19 protein-coding genes and 2 pseudogenes are annotated in these 17,953 nt (G+C 54.4%); 12 read left to right on the forward strand and 9 right to left on the reverse strand.

All coding sequences use genetic code 11. The features are described from left to right. Positions 1-211 precede the first annotated feature (211 nt). The gene (locus PLUT_RS04265) at positions 212-787 is read left to right on the forward strand and encodes a bactofilin family protein (RefSeq protein ID WP_011357557.1); all 576 of its coding nucleotides are present in this window, start codon (positions 212-214) and stop codon (positions 785-787) included. A gap of 193 nt (positions 788-980) precedes the next feature. On the opposite strand, the pseudogene PLUT_RS11435 reads toward PLUT_RS04265, so the two are convergent. Both PLUT_RS11435 and PLUT_RS12145 read right to left on the reverse strand, forming a co-directional pair. Next, positions 981-1,489: pseudogene (locus PLUT_RS11435) on the reverse strand (GNAT family N-acetyltransferase). A 90-nt stretch (positions 1,490-1,579) separates the two neighbouring features. Continuing rightward, positions 1,580-1,831, reverse strand: coding sequence for a DUF4372 domain-containing protein (locus PLUT_RS12145; RefSeq protein WP_420825876.1), 252 nt, complete (start codon positions 1,829-1,831; stop codon positions 1,580-1,582). Positions 1,832-3,032: 1,201 nt separating this feature from the next. Here PLUT_RS12145 and PLUT_RS04275 point away from each other — a divergent pair. The 6 genes from PLUT_RS04275 to PLUT_RS11085 all read left to right on the forward strand — a co-directional run bounded on the left by PLUT_RS04275 (position 3,033) and on the right by PLUT_RS11085 (position 6,182). Next, positions 3,033-3,329 (forward strand): hypothetical protein, encoded by a 297-nt coding sequence (locus tag PLUT_RS04275; RefSeq protein ID WP_011357559.1) that lies wholly within the window; start codon positions 3,033-3,035, stop codon positions 3,327-3,329. A gap of 132 nt (positions 3,330-3,461) precedes the next feature. Beyond that, on the forward strand, positions 3,462-4,265 hold the full coding sequence (locus PLUT_RS04280) for a hypothetical protein (RefSeq protein WP_011357560.1): 804 nt from the start codon (positions 3,462-3,464) through the stop codon (positions 4,263-4,265). 22 nt (positions 4,266-4,287) lie between these two features. Continuing rightward, positions 4,288-4,689, forward strand: a complete 402-nt coding sequence (locus PLUT_RS04285) for a hypothetical protein (protein WP_041463798.1) — start codon at positions 4,288-4,290, stop codon at positions 4,687-4,689. Positions 4,690-4,858: 169 nt separating this feature from the next. Next, the gene (locus PLUT_RS04290) at positions 4,859-5,065 is read left to right on the forward strand and encodes a hypothetical protein (protein ID WP_011357562.1); all 207 of its coding nucleotides are present in this window, start codon (positions 4,859-4,861) and stop codon (positions 5,063-5,065) included. Then, positions 5,062-5,709, forward strand: coding sequence for an N-acetylmuramoyl-L-alanine amidase (locus PLUT_RS04295; RefSeq protein WP_011357563.1), 648 nt, complete (start codon positions 5,062-5,064; stop codon positions 5,707-5,709). Before PLUT_RS04290 ends, PLUT_RS04295 begins: the two co-directional genes overlap by 4 nt. A gap of 17 nt (positions 5,710-5,726) precedes the next feature. Next, positions 5,727-6,182 (forward strand): 3TM-type holin, encoded by a 456-nt coding sequence (locus PLUT_RS11085; RefSeq protein ID WP_011357564.1) that lies wholly within the window; start codon positions 5,727-5,729, stop codon positions 6,180-6,182. 48 nt (positions 6,183-6,230) lie between these two features. Here PLUT_RS11085 and PLUT_RS04305 read toward each other — a convergent pair whose 3' ends face one another. From PLUT_RS04305 to PLUT_RS04315, 3 genes are all read right to left on the reverse strand, one after another. After that, entirely contained in the window at positions 6,231-9,344 is a 3,114-nt protein-coding gene (locus PLUT_RS04305; protein ID WP_041463799.1) for a DEAD/DEAH box helicase, read from the reverse strand. A 512-nt stretch (positions 9,345-9,856) separates the two neighbouring features. Next, entirely contained in the window at positions 9,857-10,432 is a 576-nt protein-coding gene (locus tag PLUT_RS04310) for a hypothetical protein (protein WP_011357566.1), read from the reverse strand. 79 nt (positions 10,433-10,511) lie between these two features. Beyond that, a complete protein-coding gene (locus tag PLUT_RS04315) occupies positions 10,512-11,015 on the reverse strand; it encodes a PH domain-containing protein (RefSeq protein WP_011357567.1) in 504 nt (167 codons plus the stop codon). A gap of 379 nt (positions 11,016-11,394) precedes the next feature. Between PLUT_RS04315 and PLUT_RS04320 the strand changes: the two genes are divergently transcribed. The 5 genes from PLUT_RS04320 to PLUT_RS04340 all read left to right on the forward strand — a co-directional run bounded on the left by PLUT_RS04320 (position 11,395) and on the right by PLUT_RS04340 (position 14,721). Then, positions 11,395-12,375 (forward strand): ADP-ribosylglycohydrolase family protein, encoded by a 981-nt coding sequence (locus PLUT_RS04320; protein WP_041463800.1) that lies wholly within the window; start codon positions 11,395-11,397, stop codon positions 12,373-12,375. 436 nt (positions 12,376-12,811) lie between these two features. Further along, complete coding sequence (locus PLUT_RS11950) at positions 12,812-12,976, forward strand: type II toxin-antitoxin system RelE/ParE family toxin (RefSeq protein WP_275245727.1); 165 nt, start codon at positions 12,812-12,814, stop codon at positions 12,974-12,976. Further along, complete coding sequence (locus PLUT_RS04330) at positions 12,973-13,323, forward strand: helix-turn-helix domain-containing protein (RefSeq protein WP_011357569.1); 351 nt, start codon at positions 12,973-12,975, stop codon at positions 13,321-13,323. Before PLUT_RS11950 ends, PLUT_RS04330 begins: the two co-directional genes overlap by 4 nt. Before the next feature lie 270 nt (positions 13,324-13,593). After that, complete coding sequence (locus tag PLUT_RS04335; protein ID WP_041463801.1) at positions 13,594-14,103, forward strand: ADP-ribosylglycohydrolase family protein; 510 nt, start codon at positions 13,594-13,596, stop codon at positions 14,101-14,103. A 45-nt stretch (positions 14,104-14,148) separates the two neighbouring features. Beyond that, positions 14,149-14,721 (forward strand): DUF1566 domain-containing protein, encoded by a 573-nt coding sequence (locus PLUT_RS04340; protein ID WP_011357570.1) that lies wholly within the window; start codon positions 14,149-14,151, stop codon positions 14,719-14,721. Between the two features lie 460 nt (positions 14,722-15,181). Here PLUT_RS04340 and PLUT_RS04350 read toward each other — a convergent pair whose 3' ends face one another. The 4 genes and pseudogenes from PLUT_RS04350 to PLUT_RS04360 form a co-directional block, all read right to left on the reverse strand. Further along, the gene (locus tag PLUT_RS04350; RefSeq protein ID WP_011357571.1) at positions 15,182-16,474 is read right to left on the reverse strand and encodes a hypothetical protein; all 1,293 of its coding nucleotides are present in this window, start codon (positions 16,472-16,474) and stop codon (positions 15,182-15,184) included. After that, positions 16,467-16,853 carry a hypothetical protein gene (locus PLUT_RS04355; RefSeq protein WP_049752417.1) on the reverse strand — a complete coding sequence of 129 codons (387 nt, stop codon included), beginning with the start codon at positions 16,851-16,853 and terminating at the stop codon, positions 16,467-16,469. Before PLUT_RS04355 ends, PLUT_RS04350 begins: the two co-directional genes overlap by 8 nt. 515 nt (positions 16,854-17,368) lie before the next feature. Continuing rightward, positions 17,369-17,648, reverse strand: a pseudogene (locus PLUT_RS11445) (type II toxin-antitoxin system YafQ family toxin). Further along, complete coding sequence (locus tag PLUT_RS04360) at positions 17,635-17,898, reverse strand: type II toxin-antitoxin system RelB/DinJ family antitoxin (RefSeq protein ID WP_011357573.1); 264 nt, start codon at positions 17,896-17,898, stop codon at positions 17,635-17,637. The pseudogene PLUT_RS11445 and the gene PLUT_RS04360 overlap by 14 nt, the downstream one beginning before the upstream one ends. Between the last annotated feature and the right edge of the window lie 55 nt (positions 17,899-17,953).

Raw genomic sequence — 17,953 nt, forward strand, 5'->3', positions numbered from 1 at the left:
TGGTGGAGCGCCCCCCCCGGTCCTTCAGGTCCGCACAGGTGCGCCGTAATGGTACCGTCCTGTGTCAGAATGGAGCGTATCGTTTGCTCCATTTCATCTGCCGTGTTTCCTTGCCGTCAGTTTCAGAGGTGTTGGTACGGGAGTTGCGTAAGAAAGTGTGATCATGCAATAAAGCATCTGTTTTCCCCGGCAACCCTAAACGACTGCACCGGTGCTGAACAATTTCTTTTCTTCGAACAGGAAACCGCATGAAAAAGCTCCACCTCGGGACAGGCCGGGGGAGACGGACGGGCTCGGGGATGACTTTGATTTTGACATTCCATCCGTGGAGGATATCGGGAAGGATGAATTCACCGCGGATATTCTGCACAACGACAACGATTCATCCATGAACATTCTTGCACAGGGGGCCGTACTGAAGGGAAACATCACCCTTGATGGAGAGCTGAAGGTATACGGCAGGATCATCGGCGATATTCTGTCTTCATCAAGTGTGTTCATCGGGGAGTCGGGGATCGTCGAAGGCAATGTCAAGGCGACAGGTATGGAGGTTGCGGGTACCTTCAGGGGGAATGCAGAGGTCTCAGGGGAGTTTCTGGTTTCCTCGACCGGCAACATCTTCGGCGACCTGGTCATCGGAACCCTGAACGTCAACGCAGGGGCAAAGATGAGGGGATCGATCCTGATGAACATCCCCGAACCACCATCTGTCGACATGGCCATGATGGAGCTCGAGCCTTCCCGGGACTCGATTCCGGAGCATAACGGGCGGGGTGAACATGACTGATCCCGCGCAGTTCCCTGCAATCCCATCGGTGTTGATCCCCGTTACCCGGCGCAAGGCAGTACAGGATGTTTATGAGGGGCTTCTGAAGGGGAGCATCCATTGGTCTCAGGCGTCCCTGCTTTTCTCTTTTGGTCTCACCATTGCCTGCCGTGTACCCCGGGAGTGCAGTAAGGGAGCTGAGGGTTAGCGCATGTCAATGATCCGCAATGAAGACCTCATGGAGAATGAGGCTTCTCCGGGACATGTCCATCAAATGAAAGCGTAAAAAAGGCTTCCTGCGGCGCACCCCGAAGGCTGAGCTTTGGCGTGTTGACGAATCCGAACGGACGGTAGTACCCGGGATGCCCGACAAGGCAGCACCCTTCGGCATGCATGGCCTTCAGCCTTCTCCAGGCCCTCTGTTATGAGGGCTTTTCCTATACCCTGCCGCTGGTATTCCGGCAGCACCGAAACGGGTCCCAGTCCATACCAGCTGGGGGTGCCCTCTGAGATTCCCAGGGGAGAAAAGGCGATATGGCCGATCACCCGGCCATCAGCTTCTGCGACAAGTGAGAGGGTGAGGGCTTTCGAGCGGCGAAGTTCCGCTATGATGAACTGCTCGGTATGATTGCTGATCTCCAGGCTCTTGAATGCCTCAAGAGTAACCTCTGCAACTATGCATCCCTGCCTGAAGGATGTCTGACTCCTCGTAAAGCGCCAAATCGTTTTGTTTACCAATCAGGGCACCGGGACTGTGCCGGCACAGCCATTTACAGAGTATTCATCACTGTTCCTGTTTGCTGAGTGTCGGAGCTAATGTCGGGGTTGGCTTTGCAGTACTCTGCTGGCAGCATGACCCAGCCGATGCATGGCATAAAAAAAGCCCCGGCGGCTTCCGGAACGGATTTCGTATCCGTCAGTCACTAGTGTCCGGTTATAAATCGAATAAAGACAGCTGAACGAGCGAACCTTGTGATTTCCCTGGTATCGCTTGACGCACTGACGAAACTGATGCTGCGGTAGGTGCTCAAGCAGCTGAGCAAAGACCGTTTTTCCTGTGTACATCGATCATTCCTTGTTGACGGATTATGGAATGATCGAAGATAGCTGGCGATTTCAAGTCGGTAATGACTAAAAAACGCCATATTCTATTTTCTTATATGCTTTTACGGGGGTTTATCCTTTTAATAACCGGACACTAGTGTCCGTCAGTATATGTTTTTCGGCTCACATGCATGCAGCGGTTCCTTCCTGCATATGCTTCCGGGAGATCGGAATCATTGCCGGATCCAGTCGGGATCGGCTCTTTTCCGCACCCCCCCCCCGGAGGCTCTGCTTCGTCAATGACTCCCCGTCGTTCAGAGGCTCGACTTCGACGCGTACCACACCTCCTTTCATGGATAAATATCAGCCGATTGAGACCGGGACGGCGTAAAGAAGTGGTGTAAGCCTCTTTGGCTTGCGTTTTTCTTTTGCAGAGGGACCGGCAAGATGGCGGCCGGAGCCATCAGACGCTATCCTCATCGTAAAAAACATTTTAGCCGCCATGACTCCCGGATACGTCATCGCTTCGTGACGCGGAGTTTTCGCTTCCAGCTTCTGGCGTAACATTATTGATTTTGGGTAGATAATATAATTGTCTAATTATTTATGTGGACAGCACTTAATGGATCTGGTCGTAAATCCATGTAAAAAGCTCCGAAAATCGAGCATAAAAAGTGTTGTTGAGAATGCATCTGGGGAATACAGCCGAAAAGCATGGCAAGGGCGGGCTCATGCACCGCATGCCAGGTATTCCTCCTCAGTTTCATGCGCCGGCAGCAGTCGAATTCTCGCCTTCAGTCAATAAGTACATAGAACACGGAGAGCGCATCAGCGCATCCGGCAGTAACCAGTAAGCGCAGGCGGGACGGTATTTTTTTGCACTGAATCGTCATACTGAACTTCGTTACATATGGATATCACGATCAATCCGCTTCTGCTGCCTGTCATCAATGGCAATGGCGCATGCACCCCTGAACCCTGCAGCGGTTTCACCGCTATCCTCCAGCGCAACAGGACCGCCAAAAGGACAAGGGCGGGCGCGTCGGCATGCAGGGTACGGGAGGCCCGGTACACTCCTGCATGCCGACGCATTCCATGCACGGATTACCATGGACCCGGCACCATTCTCTCCGTCGGCATGTCGGCCCTCCGGCCAATGAGCCCTTTACCCTTTTGTCAGTCAGTACAATCTTTTCACCCTCAATCAAAGGAGTAACTGCACATGCACACCATGATCAATAATGGAGTCTGGGGCGAGGAGTTGACAACGCCTCTTGGAGAGAATCCTACCAGCAGCACCACCAACAACATCACTTCGGAGAAGATCCGGAGCTGCAAGAATACCGTTATTGAATTGCTGTACCGGGGCGGAGAGTTCATCATCTACGAAGCGACGCCATGGACCCACACAATTGAAGTGATCGGCAAAAACAACCCCTTCCGCCATCGCACCCGGGCGGGCGTCATGCGCGCATTTGACAACTGGGTCAAAAAAAACGCAGCCTCCGGCACCAGTTAACCCTGTGAGGGTATCATACACCCTGCACCGCGTCGGGTCAGGAGAATGTTCTCAAGCCTTGCCGGACGCAGCGCAAGGCAACCGCAGTCCGCCGGGCATTGCCGGCGGGCTCATTCCTAAAAGGCACAGCATATGAAAGAAAACTCAACCGGCGGATGGGTGAAGCTCCATCGCCAGATGGCACAGTGGGAATGGTACACCGATGCCAACACCTTCAGGGTGTTCATGCACCTGCTCATTCTGGTAAACCACAGCGACACGACATGGCGTGGCATACCAGTCCTGCGCGGCCAGGTGCTTACCGGTCTCAACCGGCTGTCTCAGGATCTGAAGCTCTCAGTACAGCAGATCCGCACCGCAATAGCCCGCCTGGTCTCTACGGGTGAAATAACAAACAGCTCAACATGCCGGTACCGGGTCATAACCATCTGCAATTACGAGTCTTACCAGAAAAGGGAGGAGCACGTCCGACAGACCCTGCAGCAGACCGGAGCCTTGACAGCCAACAACCCTTCAACAGCATCCAAGAATGTAAAGAAGGAGAAGAATGAAGAACCTCTTACGGGGGAGTCTAGGCAGAATCCTGAACCCGGCGTGCTGAATCCGGGATTCACAGCGGCTTTCATGACGGAGGTCTGGGCGTTCTATGCCCGGCAGAAAACGCGCACCTACACGAGCCATATGCTCCAGAACATTGCCATCCGCCAGCTCTACGATATGGCGGGCGGTGATGAAGAGCGCGCAAAGGATGCCCTGCGCCAGACGCTTGCAAACGGCTACCAGGGGTTTACCTGGTATTTCAACCAAAACAAGAAACGGGGAGGAACAGATGGATCTTACCAACGCGATGCAGCCTACCGGAGTGCCGGACCCACCAAAGCCGACCACGCTTCCCTCATGCAGCTCCTCCGCGATCACTCGGCAGGACTGGGCTGATCAACCCGGTGAGGGTGAGGTCATGACGGCTCTCATGCAGATCCAGGAGTCCAAGGGGAAATGGTACAGCGAAGTCATGCAGAAGTTCTACCGGACGGGTGTGGGGGAGCGTACCAAAAAGCACCTTGACGGGCTCGTTATGGAAATACTGCGGATGCGGCCGAGCCGTGCCGACCTCGGTACAGCTACACGCCGCATCTGCCATACGGAGTTCCAGGGTACCACCTACATGCCGCTTCCCGACGAGGCGGCCATCATCCGCATCCTGCGGGAGGTACAAGGGGAGAGTGCCGGTCGCCGCATCGGGACCGAACCCCCGGCTTGGGAGCCACCGCCTTTCGACATGAGTGCGTATGAGGGAATGAGCGATGATGAAACCTTCGAAGCCCTCCTGGCACTCGCCCGGCTGAAATTCGGGTTCTGAAGAATCACGCTGCCCCGGAAGCTGAGTCACCAATAAAACCCCATGTTCTCATGATACCCATCACCGGCACCATGACAGGTTACCCGATCCACATCGTCACCCCGGAGCGCTTCTTCACACCGGAGCAAGCCGTGCGGCATGTCATGCCGGCTGAGGGAGGAGTGCGCTGATGCCGGCCTGGGTTGAATACATCGATGTCGTTCAGGCGGTCCTCATCGTCTGCATCGGCCTCATCGGGTGGTTTGCCTCACGGACCCTGACGCTTGTCGACCGCAACCAGACCGAGCTGTTCCGGCGCATGCAGCTGCTTGAAAAAGAGCTGTACATGCTCAAGGGCCTGCATGAAGCGCACCGGGCATATCAGAAAAACTCATGACACCGTCCTCCTCCGGCACCCTCTTCGTCATCCTCGACAACGGCCACGGCTCCGACACGCCTGGCAAACGGAGCCCGGCATGGAGCGACATGGCGCAGCTGTTCGAGTGGGAGTTCAACCGGGCAGTTGTACGCCGTATTGCCATGAGCCTCCGGCAGGCGGGCATCCCGCTGCACGTGCTTGTTCCTGAGGATGAGGATGTTTCCGTTACGCGCCGGATCGGGCGCACGAACCAGATTGCCCGTGATGCCCGCGCGGAGGGGCGGCGTGCCGTCCTGCTCTCGGTGCATGCCAACGCCTCGCCCTCTGTCCGGCATCCGGGGAGTGGATGGGAGTGCTGGACTTCAAACGGGGGGAGCAGGAGCGACCTGCTCGCCACCATGCTCTACAGGGAAGCCGGGATGTACCTCGGTCGGTACCCTGTACGCACCGACCGCCGGGACGGTGACCCCGACAAGGAAACCGACCGGTTCTCGCTGCTCAGTAAAACCATCTGCCCGGCCGTTCTTACGGAGAATCTCTTCATGGACAACCACGATGAGTGCCGGTTCCTCGGGAGCGAAGAGGGGAGGGATCTCATCGCCCGTGTCCATTTCGAGGCACTCATTGAATACGGCCGTGAGTTCGCCACCAACCATAACTGAACTGGAGGGACTGCACCATGGCATTTTCTGTCAACGGAAGCAACGACCCGATAACTGCCCCTATAACCAGCCCGATAACCGGCGCCACCAGTACCCTCACGGCCATTATTGACGATGAACCCGATGCAGGCGGTGGGGAGATGGGGGAAGGTCTGCCCGGGCGCCAGTATCCAGTTCGGGAGCAGCTTATCATGCAGCATACTCTGAACACGGCGGAGAGAGGGCACGGGAGTGTCTTTGTCGCCGGTTGGCGACCGTTCGTAGGGTGGGTGTCAGGGCTGGCTTTGGCCTATGCCGCCATCATGGACCCGCTGCTGCGCTTTACGGCTCGGGTGGTGTTCGGCTATGAGGGGGAGTTCCCCGGGATAGATACGACCCTGACCCTGCAGATCCTCTTCGGCATGCTCGGGCTCGGGGCGTTCAGGAGCTGGGAGAAAAAGGAATCGGTGGCGCGGAGCTCACTGAAGCCGTGATGCGGGGGGACTGCATCGTGCCATTTGGTTACACTGGCGGTATATGGGCTAACCGGTACGCCGAGCCCATTCAAGAGCTCTGGCCGGCAGTGGCTGCTCCAGGTCCCATTTAATTGATATGGGCTTTGATCCCTCATGACTGTGGTATTGGAGGGGGCCGGCAAAGAAGTATGGTGCAGTGAGCCCGTTTGGTGCCTGCTTTCTATTACGAATGAAAAGTAATGGGGTATATCCTTCGCTTCGATGATTGATATAGCGTAGTCCTGTGGGAGATGAGTCGCTTGTTCGTGTCTGACTTTGCCAGTGAAAGCGGGTGTCGGAAATGGCATAGTCCTCATACATGGTTGTGGGAGAGAAGTCTGCGGCACTTTTGTTGATATCAGCAAAGAAAATGTCCAGCTTCCGTTCATGAACGTGCAGTAATCCCTCACGTGAGGGTATAGGGTTTTCGAAAGAGCCCAATCCAAGAGCATGAGCTACCTGTGCCCTGGAGTAGGATCCATGCAGACAAAGGGGGCCCGTCAACTCTGGGAACCGTATTTCAGGTAGGGGGGAACGGTTTTCAAGCAGCCAGTTAAACAGCTCCCTGAGATCATGCCGGAGGGCCGGGTGGGACCGGAGATAGCCTTCAACGTCCTGTAGTGTCCCGTTGCCGGGCTTTTCTTTTCCCCATAACATACTATGCAGAAGACGGGGTGTTTCCTGAGATACTGGAGAAGCACCAATAAGCATTCTGGCTCCGTCGGCAATCAGGTTCGTGTCATCCATAAGCAGCAACCGGCGGAATCCTTTCGCAAGCGAGTCATTGAAGCGGTCCGGTGCCGGCATGGACGTATCGCCTGTGGCTGTGGCAAGGAGTTGGTGTGGGAGCCCTCGTTTATACAGTTCATCAGGAGAGTCGATGTTGAGAAAGTTGACAATCTCCTGCAGACCTACCTTTCCCTTTGTGGCTGCGCTTAATTGGCGAAGTTCCTGAAGAAGCTGGCTTTCGCGGAGCGATGCTGTTGCTACATTTATGTTGTTAATGACGTGCTCTTTAGCCTGTGCTTCGAGGTGCACGAAGCACCCTGCTGGCAGGTAGGGCATGTCAGACTCTATTTGTGGTATAAGGGAGAGTTCCGGTCGGCTGGTAAGGGCTCGGAAGCGTCGAGCAAAACTGAACTTTCGGTGCTGTGGCGCGATAAAGTCGAGAACTGTCAGGTGAGGCTTTTCATCATGCAGGCGTAACCCCCTGCCGAGCTGCTGAAGGAAAACGGTTAAACTTTCAGTTGGTCGCAGGAAGAGCACGGTATCGACGGAGGGAATGTCGACGCCCTCGTTGAATAAGTCAACAGTAAAGATGATGTTGATTTCGCGTGCTTCTAACTGTCGCTGCGCATTATGGCGGAGCTCTGAGGGAGAATTTGCACTGAGAACAATGGCCGGGATGCTGTTGTCCCTGCACCACTTGGCCATGAATACTGCATGTTCCACACTAATACAAAATCCTAAGGCCCTAATCTTACGGATATCTGAGACATAGCGATCAACTTGACCCATCACCCATTGCGCCCGAGCGCTATTGTTGTCAACCAGGTGCCGGAGTCCGCTGACATCGTAACCGTTTCGAGTCCACTGCAGGCTTGAAAAATCAAGCCCGTCCAGATCAGGAATCCCGAAATAATGGAACGGGGCAAGCAATGCTCGTTCAATTGATTCAGCAAGACGGATTTCATGGGTAAAGGCGCCTCCGAAATCGTTTCGTATATCTTCTCCATCACTTCGTTCTGGAGTGGCTGTCAATCCGAGTAGTGAGAGCGGGCGAACGTGGGCGATGAGATGCTGATAAGTGTCAGCAGCGGCATGATGCGCTTCATCAAGGACCACATAGGCATAATAATCCGGAGGAAGGTGATCAAGTTTCCTTGCGTTCCAGCTTTGAACGGTGCAGAACAAGTGCTCAAAGCTTCGGGGTTCTGAGCCCCCGGCAAGAATTTCTCCGAAGCTGCCATCTCGCATGACTTGCCGGAAACTTGCTCTGGCCTGTTTCAGGATTTCTTCCCGGTGGGACACATAGAGGATGCGGGGGAATCCGGAATGCTCCTTTGCAAACCCCTTGTAGTCAAAAGCGGCAACCATGGTCTTTCCCGTGCCGGTTGCTGCAATGACTAAATGCTTCTGCTTGCCAGCGTTTCGTTCGTTGTGAATGTCATCAAGGATGACCTGCTGATAGCCGTAGGGACGAAGGTCAAAAAAGGGGATCTCGTTTTCATCTGTTGATCCGCCTTGCTGTTCTTGTGCCAGGGCGTTCTTCAATTCCTCGATGTCGCAAGGGGTGAATTCTCCTCGATCCTCCCAATGGGACTCGAATGTTGCTATGGCATGTTCCCAGAGATGGGCCGTTTCATACTGACTGATTTTAGCGGTCCATTCCAATCCCTCGTCCAGAGCAGCTTTTGAGATGTTTGCCGATCCTATATACGCAGAACCGAACCTAGAGTTTCTGCGGAATATGTAAGCTTTTGCATGAAGGCGGGTTCGCCGTGTGTCGTATGATATCCGGACTTCTGTATTGGGTAGAGCAAGAAGTGCCTCAATGGCTTTTACCTCCGTCGCTCCCATGTAGGTTGTTGTGGCAATGCGAAGCTTCGGCTCTCCATCGGGAGCCGGGGTGGATGTAAAGGCCTTAAGCGCAGGCAAGAGTGGCAATATTCCCGCATATCTGATAAACGACACAAGCCAGTCGGCTTTATCACAGCTTGATAATTCTTTGATGAGTTGGGTCCTGAGTGCAGGGCTTCTTGATGAGCCGGTAAGGAGTGCAGATATGGAAAGAGGTGTGTCGGGCCTCGTCGCAATACCTTGGAGTGGAGAGAGAGGCAGAATCTGAGAGAGAGAGTTCGTGGCGTGTGGACGGACCTCCTGCATGATGGCTCGCAGAACCTCGGGTGAACGGAAGGCTTCGTTGAGGGCCTCGGTTAGGTGCTCTGCCTTATGGCCAGCGATCGATTCGGAAATAAACGCAGCTATCTCTCTTGATAACGGTATGGCGACTCTGTGATGAATTTCGTCACGATCAACTTCAGCCCATTGGGCCCGGTCCAGCAACCCTTCTTCTTCAAGGCGTTTGTGGAGCTTTTCCGTGTGAAGCAGGTCATATAGTCCGGTAGGGAGTTTATGCATAGAGGCTTCCAGAAGAAATGGGGTGAGTAAGCTCGAAGGAATACGTTGGTTTGTGTTCACTAATAATACGCAAACACTAATCATTTACTATGATATGGGCGCCTCAAGGGGTGTCTGTTTCTTGTGTTCCAGCCAGCAAAACTGTAGCGAGGTATCCTATATCGCGGCTTTACTCCCTTCAACCGCTCTTCCGCATGCCGTGAGCCAACGACAGGACTGCCTCCATGATTGAGAGGCTCGAGCTATTCCCGCATCGGTACGTGTTGATTTGATTCGAGGGGGGGCGGGTAGGTGGCATCTGCCCGGCTGAACAGAACCTTTCTGCCGATACGTCCCCTCCATCTCTTTTCATCGACACTGGCTGAACACGAACGGACCAGTTCGCCGCAGGCTCACGATGCTATGACCGCAGGAGCTTTGCGGCTGCCGTCATGTTCCAATGGGAGTGGATCCATGCAGATGACACGCTCAATGCTGTTGACAGAACTGCTCGTTGTGCTGCAGTGCGGGGGTCAGTTGTTCGAGAATAAAAGGCCGGTAGGGGAGTCAGGAGGGCCCTGTTCCGGCTGGGTGGCGTTGCTGCTGCTGTCGAGCCCCGCTTCCAGGTTTCTGTGCCGTGCATGGCTTGCCTTCGAAATGGCAAGTTTCCTGCCTGCTTCATGCCGGGTTTTGTCGTCCAGATGTTCCATCTTTGAAATATGCTCGAGCAGGGTGTCACGGATGTGACGGTTTTCCTTCCCTTCAGTCCTCTCCACGACCCAGGTCTTCACCTTGGGACGGTGGCCCCATACCCGCATGATTTCGACGAGTGCATCGCGACGTACCCTCTCATGTGCGTCGAACAAGGCTCTTCTCATCAGCCATATGAGAGTACCGCCCATCACCTCATCCGAGAGGGAGATTTCCTGTTCCGCCAGTTGCCGCACGAACGCTTCACACTTGAACTCGCTGCGCTGAGCCATCCATTCCAGCATTGCGGGGTCCCGGCTCCAGCTGCGTGCCAGGTCGCGGACAGCGTCCCGCCTCCCGCTGTCTGCAGGTTTCTCCTCGGCCATTTTCGTAAACAGCTCCTGTATGTCCAGTCCCATAATTATCTCCGGTCTTGTGTTAACGGGTTCTGGATACAATATGCATCAGCATATGGGACAAAGACTGTCCAACCCGCACTCAGGCACTGTTTCTTTTCTGTGAATCGTCGATTGCCTCGATCGCCCGCCGGCGGAACCCGAGCGGATCGGTGACACGGGGTATCGGTGTGACGCCGCCACCGGTGCCGTTGATGTTCAGGGTCCCGAACCCGAGCATGCGGCCGAGTACGCTCTGGTCCACATGGAAGCTCTCAACCTTGCTGTGGTTGAGCTCGATGGTGCTCCGGCGTATGAATCCAAACTTTGCGATCACCCGTTTCGAAGTGATTGCCAGTTCTGTAGACTGCCTGCGGACGAGGGCCGCAATGCCGTACCAGATGGCGGGAAGGAGCAACAGCTGACCGATGGATATGGGAACCTTCGCCGTATCCGGCCTGCCGTCCGTATGCAGGACAAGGGCGTAGATCAACAGTCCCGCTGCGGCTGCTGCGAACGCAATGGCCCTGGAGAAAATAATCCAGTGCAGGCGACCGGTGGCATACAGGACTTCGCCTTCCAGCATGTTGTTGTCGACATATCCCATGGGGGTCTCCGAGGTTGAGTGAATGCATGCTTCCTGCACCCTATGCTCTTCAGCGGTCGGTGGAATTCCACGGCATTAGACCGCTATTGTCCTATGCCCCGATCTACCTTGGTGTAGAATGAGGGCTGAGGTATGAGGATGTAGAAGAAAGATAGCAGATTACTCTCTAATGACAGCGGATTAACCTACATTCTTTTTGTTCCTCCGCACCCTTCATCAACATGCATTGCAACTCGGGTCAGCCTGTTCAAGATCCTGGCCCTTGTCGCCCTCACCCGGAGGAACGGCATGCTGGTGACCCATTACGATGCAATCGCCGCTCTTGCGCTTGAGGGCAAATACTATGACTCGATAAGGCAAGAAAATGAAGAATGGTACGATGAAAGAGACTGAGGGTCTTGTAGCCCGTGCACAGGGCTGCCTGCTCGGCCAGCTTACGGGAGATGCCCTCGGTGCCCTCGCGGAGTTTGCGGGCCCCAGGGAGCTCCTGCAGCACTATCCGAACGGGCTGAGGGAGATTGTTGACGGAGGGGCATACAATACCATTGCCGGCCAGCCTACCGACGACTCTGAAATGGCCCTTGTGCTTGCCGCTACGCTTGCCGGCCGGAAAACCTACAGCGAGGAGCATGCCATGGCGGCTTACCGCTGGTGGTGGGAGTCGGAGCCGTTCGATTACGGCCGGACCATCATGAGCGCCATGCTGAACATGCACGACCATGAAAGCCAGGCCAACGGGGCGTTGATGCGCATCAGTCCGCTCGGCATCTTCTGCTCCCGCCATTCGCTCGCTGATGCGGCCCGCTGGGCAAAGGATGACGCGGCCCTTACCCACCCGCATCCGATCGTTGGTCAGGCAAATGCCCTGTTCGTCATGGCCATAGCACACGCGGTGAAGAAAGGTCCTGCTCCCGCAAAGCTTTATCGCGAACTGCTCGGCTGGATGGACACTATGGATATTGACCCGAAACTTGCTTCCGCTGTCCGGAACGCAGCCGCAGCGCCACCGGAAAACTATGGTCACCCTGTAGAGGGATGGGTGCTTGTTGCACTGCAGAACGCGTTCTACCAGCTTCTGCATGCCGAAAGCCTTGAGGAGGGTGTTGTCGATACCCTCATGCAGGGAGGTGACACCGATACCAACGCGGCAGTATGCGGGGCTCTTCTCGGTGCGGTTTACGGCATAGATGCAATCCCGGAACAGTGGAAAGCGGCGGTACTCAACTGCCGGCCGGAAGCGGGCATGCCCGGCGTGCACCACCCACGGCCGAAAGAGCTGTGGCCTCAGGGTGCGCTTGAACTGGCTGAGGGGCTGGTTACGGTGAAGAGGGGCAGAGTGGATACGATGGTGGTGCAATGACTGGCTCAATAACGGGGCTCAATAACGGGGCTCAATCGGCACTGTTACCGGCGTTGACGGTTCATCCCGCCGGAATAACTGTTCAATTCTTCATGATCGGTGGAGGTCGCTATGCTCCAGAAGGAGCTGCAGAAGCTGGTGGCCGCTATCACGCTGGAGGATGATGCGCAGCTGGAGGAGATCAATGGGGAGATTGATGGGAATCAGCCAATTTAACCTGCTGGCAGGACGAGAATGGAGAATTACTTGACAGGGCTTAGCTTGCATGCCATATTACCCTATGGAATACAGAATAGGTTATTACAACAGTTCGGTTGAGGCCGGGATTGACAATTGGCCTACTGGTGTGTATGCCAGTTTTATCAAGATCACCCAAATGATGAAGTCTGCGGGCCCCAATCTTGGAATGCCCTATACCCGGCCATGAGGAAGCGGGTTGTTTGAAATCAGGGCGCGAGGGCCAGAAGGCATTGGTCGGGCATTCTTTTGTTCAATGATTAACCGCGAGGTGATCATTCTTCACGAAATCATCAAAAAGACCCAAAAGACGCCACCGCAGGACATCCTGTTTGCAAGAAAACGACAAAAGGAGATAAAATGATGAGCACTGACGATACATATGAACCGGTATTCTTTGATCCCGGCGAGGTCGCTGCTAAAAAGTGTGCCACCGATCCGGAATTCAAGGTAGCCTACGATGCCCTTGAAGATGAGTTCGCTGCATTAGCCGCACTCCTTGATGCCAGGGTACATGCAGGGCTTACTCAGGCTGAGGTGGCCTCACGGATGGGCGTGTCTCAGCCGGTGCTGGCACGCATTGAATCAAGCCTTGGAAAGAAGGATCATTCGCCCTCTCTTCATACGTTGAGGCGATATGCTCATGCGTGCGGAATGAAACTGGTGATTCAAATGGTGGAACCAAATAAAAATAAAGCAGTTAACACTTGACTGTCCGGCCATAACCCCGCCTGTCCTATCCCGCCCGGACAATGGCTCATTTTCCAGTCGATGGTGTTCCTCCAGGGGTTCGGTGACAAGGCGCCACCAGTTCTGCAGCAACCATCCCGCCAGGTCATATGCCGAACAGCGAGGGTTTTTTTCAGTTTTCCCGCAAACATCGGCTCTAAGCCCTGCAGCGTAGAGCTTTTCGGCAACCACTTTTATTGGGGCGCCGTCAGCAGCAGAATAGCTTTCGTGTTATCAGAGAGATGTTGCATCATGTCTGCTTACCGCTGGTGGTGGGGGTCGGAGCCGTTCGTTTACGGCAGGACCATGATGAGCGCCATGCTGAACATGCACGACCATGAAAGCCAGGCCAACGGGGCGTTGATGCGCATCAGTCCGCTCGGCATCTTCTGCTCCCGCCATTCGCTCGCTGATGCGGCCCGCTGGGCAAAAGATGACGCGGCCCTTACCCACCCGCATCCGAAGGTTGGTCAGGCAAATGCCCTGTACGCCGAAAGCCTTGAGGAGGGCGTTGTCGATACCCTCATGCAGGGAGGTGACACCGATACCAACGCGGCAGTATGCGGGGCTCTTCTCGGTGCGGTTTACGGCATAGATGCAATACCGGAACAGTGGAAAGCGGCGGTACTCAACTGCCGGCCGGAAGCGGGCACGCCCGGCGTGCACCACCCACGGCTGAAAGAGCTGTGGCCTCTGGGTGCGCTTGAACTGGCTGAGGGGCTGGTTACGGTGAAGATGAAAGCTGTGGCTGTGGTTTCTTGAGCATAGGGACGTTCGCTATCTTCATAAGATGGGGGGGGAATTGTTATGGATAAGGAATTACAGGGCTCGTCATCAAGCTCTTCCATCAGTTATGGTGACAGGGTTGGGGGCGGGATTGTTTTCTATCTCGATGAGAGCCGTCGGCATGGTCTTGTTGCCGCACTGGTGGACAGCAGCGTGGACGTTCCTGACCGTTGGGATAAACGTCACTCTGTTGGCCAGTATCGCTGGAGTACGGGACAGCGTATGGTGAAGAATGAAACGGATTATGCGTGGCGGCAGCTCAATGCAGCAGACGTCGGGATGGGTCAAGGTGCAGAAAATACACGGAAGATTCTGTTGAAGTATCCTCCCGGGAGTTTTCGGGGATCTGCCGCAGCAATAGCAGCGGCTTATCGTGGCGGCGGTTTTTGTGACTGGTTTCTGCCAAGCCGGGAAGAGCTGAACGAGCTTTTCCTTAACAGGTCCTTTGCTGGTGGTTTTGCTGCAACCGGTTATTGGAGTTCCTCAGAAAGCAGTGCAATGTGTGCCTGGTATCAGAACTTCAAGAGCGGAGTGCAGTACAATACTTTCGGGAAGGATAATCTCAAGCGGGTCAGGGCTGTCAGGGCGTTTTGATGAAAAACCCGTTACGTATGCATGTACTGCACCAGAGGCAGACGTCAGGGTTCATGGCCTGCGATTGGTTGGCCGAGGATTATGCGGCCCAAAGCGTGTATCTGAAAGGGACGGAACAGGGTGAACTCAAATGGCGGGACAGGGTTCTGATTGATGAGCGGGAGCCTCCTGTGGTGCCTTGAACATGGCAGTTGAGGGGAGCTTCTCCCCTGATACCCCCGAAGTAACCGAACAAGTAGGGCAAGTAGCAGGATATGTTTGACGGGGTTGGGGTTTCGGGATATGGAGCAGTGCTCCGTCAGTTCGTCCATATTCAGCGGTTACCGGTTGTCACTGTTTTAGCTGGATAAAATCTTCAGTACCCCTGCCTGCGGCGGGGGTCTTTATTCCGAAGGGAGCGGCCGATTATTTTGAGGGTGGGAGCCGGAACAGCCATGGCTGGTTCTGGATCCCTGAAAAGCTATAACTCGACAGTGTCCGATCGGTCCAGTATGCCTTTATTGATCAGCGTGGATTCTATAAGGAGAGGGGAAACATTGAAATAGCCTGCAGCGTCTTCTATTTTCTCATTGCTGAAATCGTTGTCTATAAAGTCGAAGAGCTGAATGGCAGGGCATAAAAATGCCTGGGCGAATGCCCGTTGAAATTTCTGTCGTGCGGTCCTTGTCGTTGTGACTGGCAGCAGTCGATCAAGGCCTGGTGAGTAGAGTTGATCGGCAACGACTCTGAGCAGTGCAAACCGGCGGTTTGTCTCGTATGGAGAGCTGAGGGCTGCATCGATCCGGTCAGCATGACCATTGCGGAAACCGATACTGACCGGGGTTTTCTGGCTGGATCCGTTCAAAGCGCCTTTCCTCATTGAAAACAGATCCGTCAGGTGATGGTTGCTCAGGGGTATCTCGGCAAGTGACCAGTGCTGTTTGGCACATTCAGCGGCTTTCTCTGCCCGTTCCCATGGCAGCAATGCAGGGTCGATGAGGGCGGTTGCCTTTCTCAGAATATCAGTGTCCGGAATGGTTACGGGAGTGGCTATGGCATGGGCTTCTTTTGTCACCCATTGCATCAGTGGACTGATTTCAGGTCCGGCAAATGCAAGCAGCTCATTGATTGCTGCATTTCCTTGAGTCCCGGACATGGTTCGTACTTCATTGACCAGTTCCTCAGGTGCCGACTCTGGATCAAAGCCAAGAAGCGCCTCGATTTCACGCCAGCGCGTGATCTCCGGGTCCGCTTGTTCCTGCTGAAGGTCATGGCGGAGATCGTGAAGGAGGCTTGAGCGTAAACCGGTCTCCTGCAGTCTGGCTATGACTGCATCGGCAAAAGCAAGTACTTCTGTCTTGAATGTATCGACAGGCAATACCCCGTGGATTTCGTTGAGGTACCGCACCATCGCTTTGCTGATACGGGAGGTAGGGTGAGACTGGACACTCATTTCAAGACCGTCGCTTGAGAAGCAGATGTCCGGCCATAAAAACCCCTGTCCTATACCGCCCAGGCAATGGCTCATTTTCCAGTCGATGGTGTTCCTCTCGGGTTCGGTGACAAGGCGCCACCAGTTCTGCAGCAACCATACCGCCAGGTCATATGCCGAACAGCGCATCGATGACCTGACGGTTCTGGAGGTAATGTCTTCAAGTTCAGTGAGGATCTGCTTGTCAACGGCAATGCTCAGAGCCGCGAAGGTATATCGTTCCGGCCCTTCAGCTGACGGGCGGTCAAGCCACTCGAAATCGATGGCAAAGGGTCTATCCATTGGTGTTATCCCATCGTTCTACTACAGCTTTTGCAAAGTGATCAGTTGAGGGCATAGGGTAACCATGGTATGTTCCCCTTCCTGCATTTTCGAGTTGCGCTTCAACCGCTATCCCGTCTTCAGTAACCGCCCAGATGTTTTGCGGAAATCCCTGACGCCAGTTCTGGCTTATCATGCCTCGCTTTACTCCATCAAGGAGTAAGCGTTCAGCTTCTGCTTTTTTGAAAATGCCGACTTCATCACAGAGTGACTTGTCGGGCCTTGGCTGGGATGGAGGCATCAGCCCGAAATCTCCGGGATTTCTTTTGTGTTCCGGATTCCCTCCGTAACTGATGCGGCTTACAATCATGTCAAGAGCATCATGATCCAGTGGATCCATAAAGCGCCGCTTGTCATCACTCGCTGTAACGGATAGCATACTCATCAATTCAATATAACATTGAACGATGCATTCAATAAATATCCGGGATAGAACTCTTTTTCAATCGCTGTTAGGCGGGGGCGCTTGGTTTTGCTTTTGCCATGATGGCCTGCATCCTGCAGGCGATAGGGGTGGATGGTCCCGAGCGGCGCGACCGAACCACCGCAGCATCCGAGGTGCCGGCGCGACGTGCTGCCGATCGTCGGGGATTGAGGAGATGACTGGCTCGATGTTTGGTTGTGCTCAGCATTTGGTTTCTGACATGCTGGGTCACTGTTCGATCAGGATGACTGAGGTCTATGCGAAGATCAAGATCGATGCACCGGTCGAACCACCAGAACTTCTGAGGCGGGTGACGTGAGTGAGTGTGTCACCTGGCTCTGTGGTATAGAAGGCGGTTTACGCTTGATTCTTGGAGGATGAACGGGACTGATTATGTCGGGGCGGTGAGCCTGGGGGTGTCGATTACGACATCATAATTCCAATTCGCTATGGGAACCAAGCCGTACCAGTTCAAGGGTGGCTTCTTCAGGTTTTCGGTAGAGCAGGATGAGGTCCGGCTTGACATGGCAATCCCGACAATCCTCCCACTGCCCGTTGAGCGGATGGTCAACCACGTTTTTCGGTAATGTCCCATTCTCAACCAGAATTTCGAGGATGGGTTTCAGAATGGTATCGAGTTTTTTACTTTGCTGCCCACTCTTTTCTCTTTTGTAGGGACTTGAATTTGCTGGTGTATTTAATCGTCCGCATTGAGATCTTTGAAGAGTTCATCAACGGACCCTGCAGTCTTCAATTTTCTGCTTCGAGCGGCTTTAATGGCCCTGATAGTTTCGTTATTCGGTACGAGCGGATTGAACGGCAGCGCCTTTTCTGCGATGATCTTTTTCATCAGTAATCTGAGGGCATCGGAAATCGATAAGCCCATTGCGGCCAGAATGGCGCTCGCTTCATCCTTTGTTTCCGAATCTATTCGTGCTCTTACAACAGTATTTGCGATCATGGTGTGTCGTAGTCTTGTTGTTGATTGGTCATGTAGCCACAATGTGGCACGCTTA

The sequence above is a fragment of the Pelodictyon luteolum DSM 273 genome, from assembly GCF_000012485.1.
Classification (GTDB): domain Bacteria; phylum Bacteroidota; class Chlorobiia; order Chlorobiales; family Chlorobiaceae; genus Chlorobium; species Chlorobium luteolum.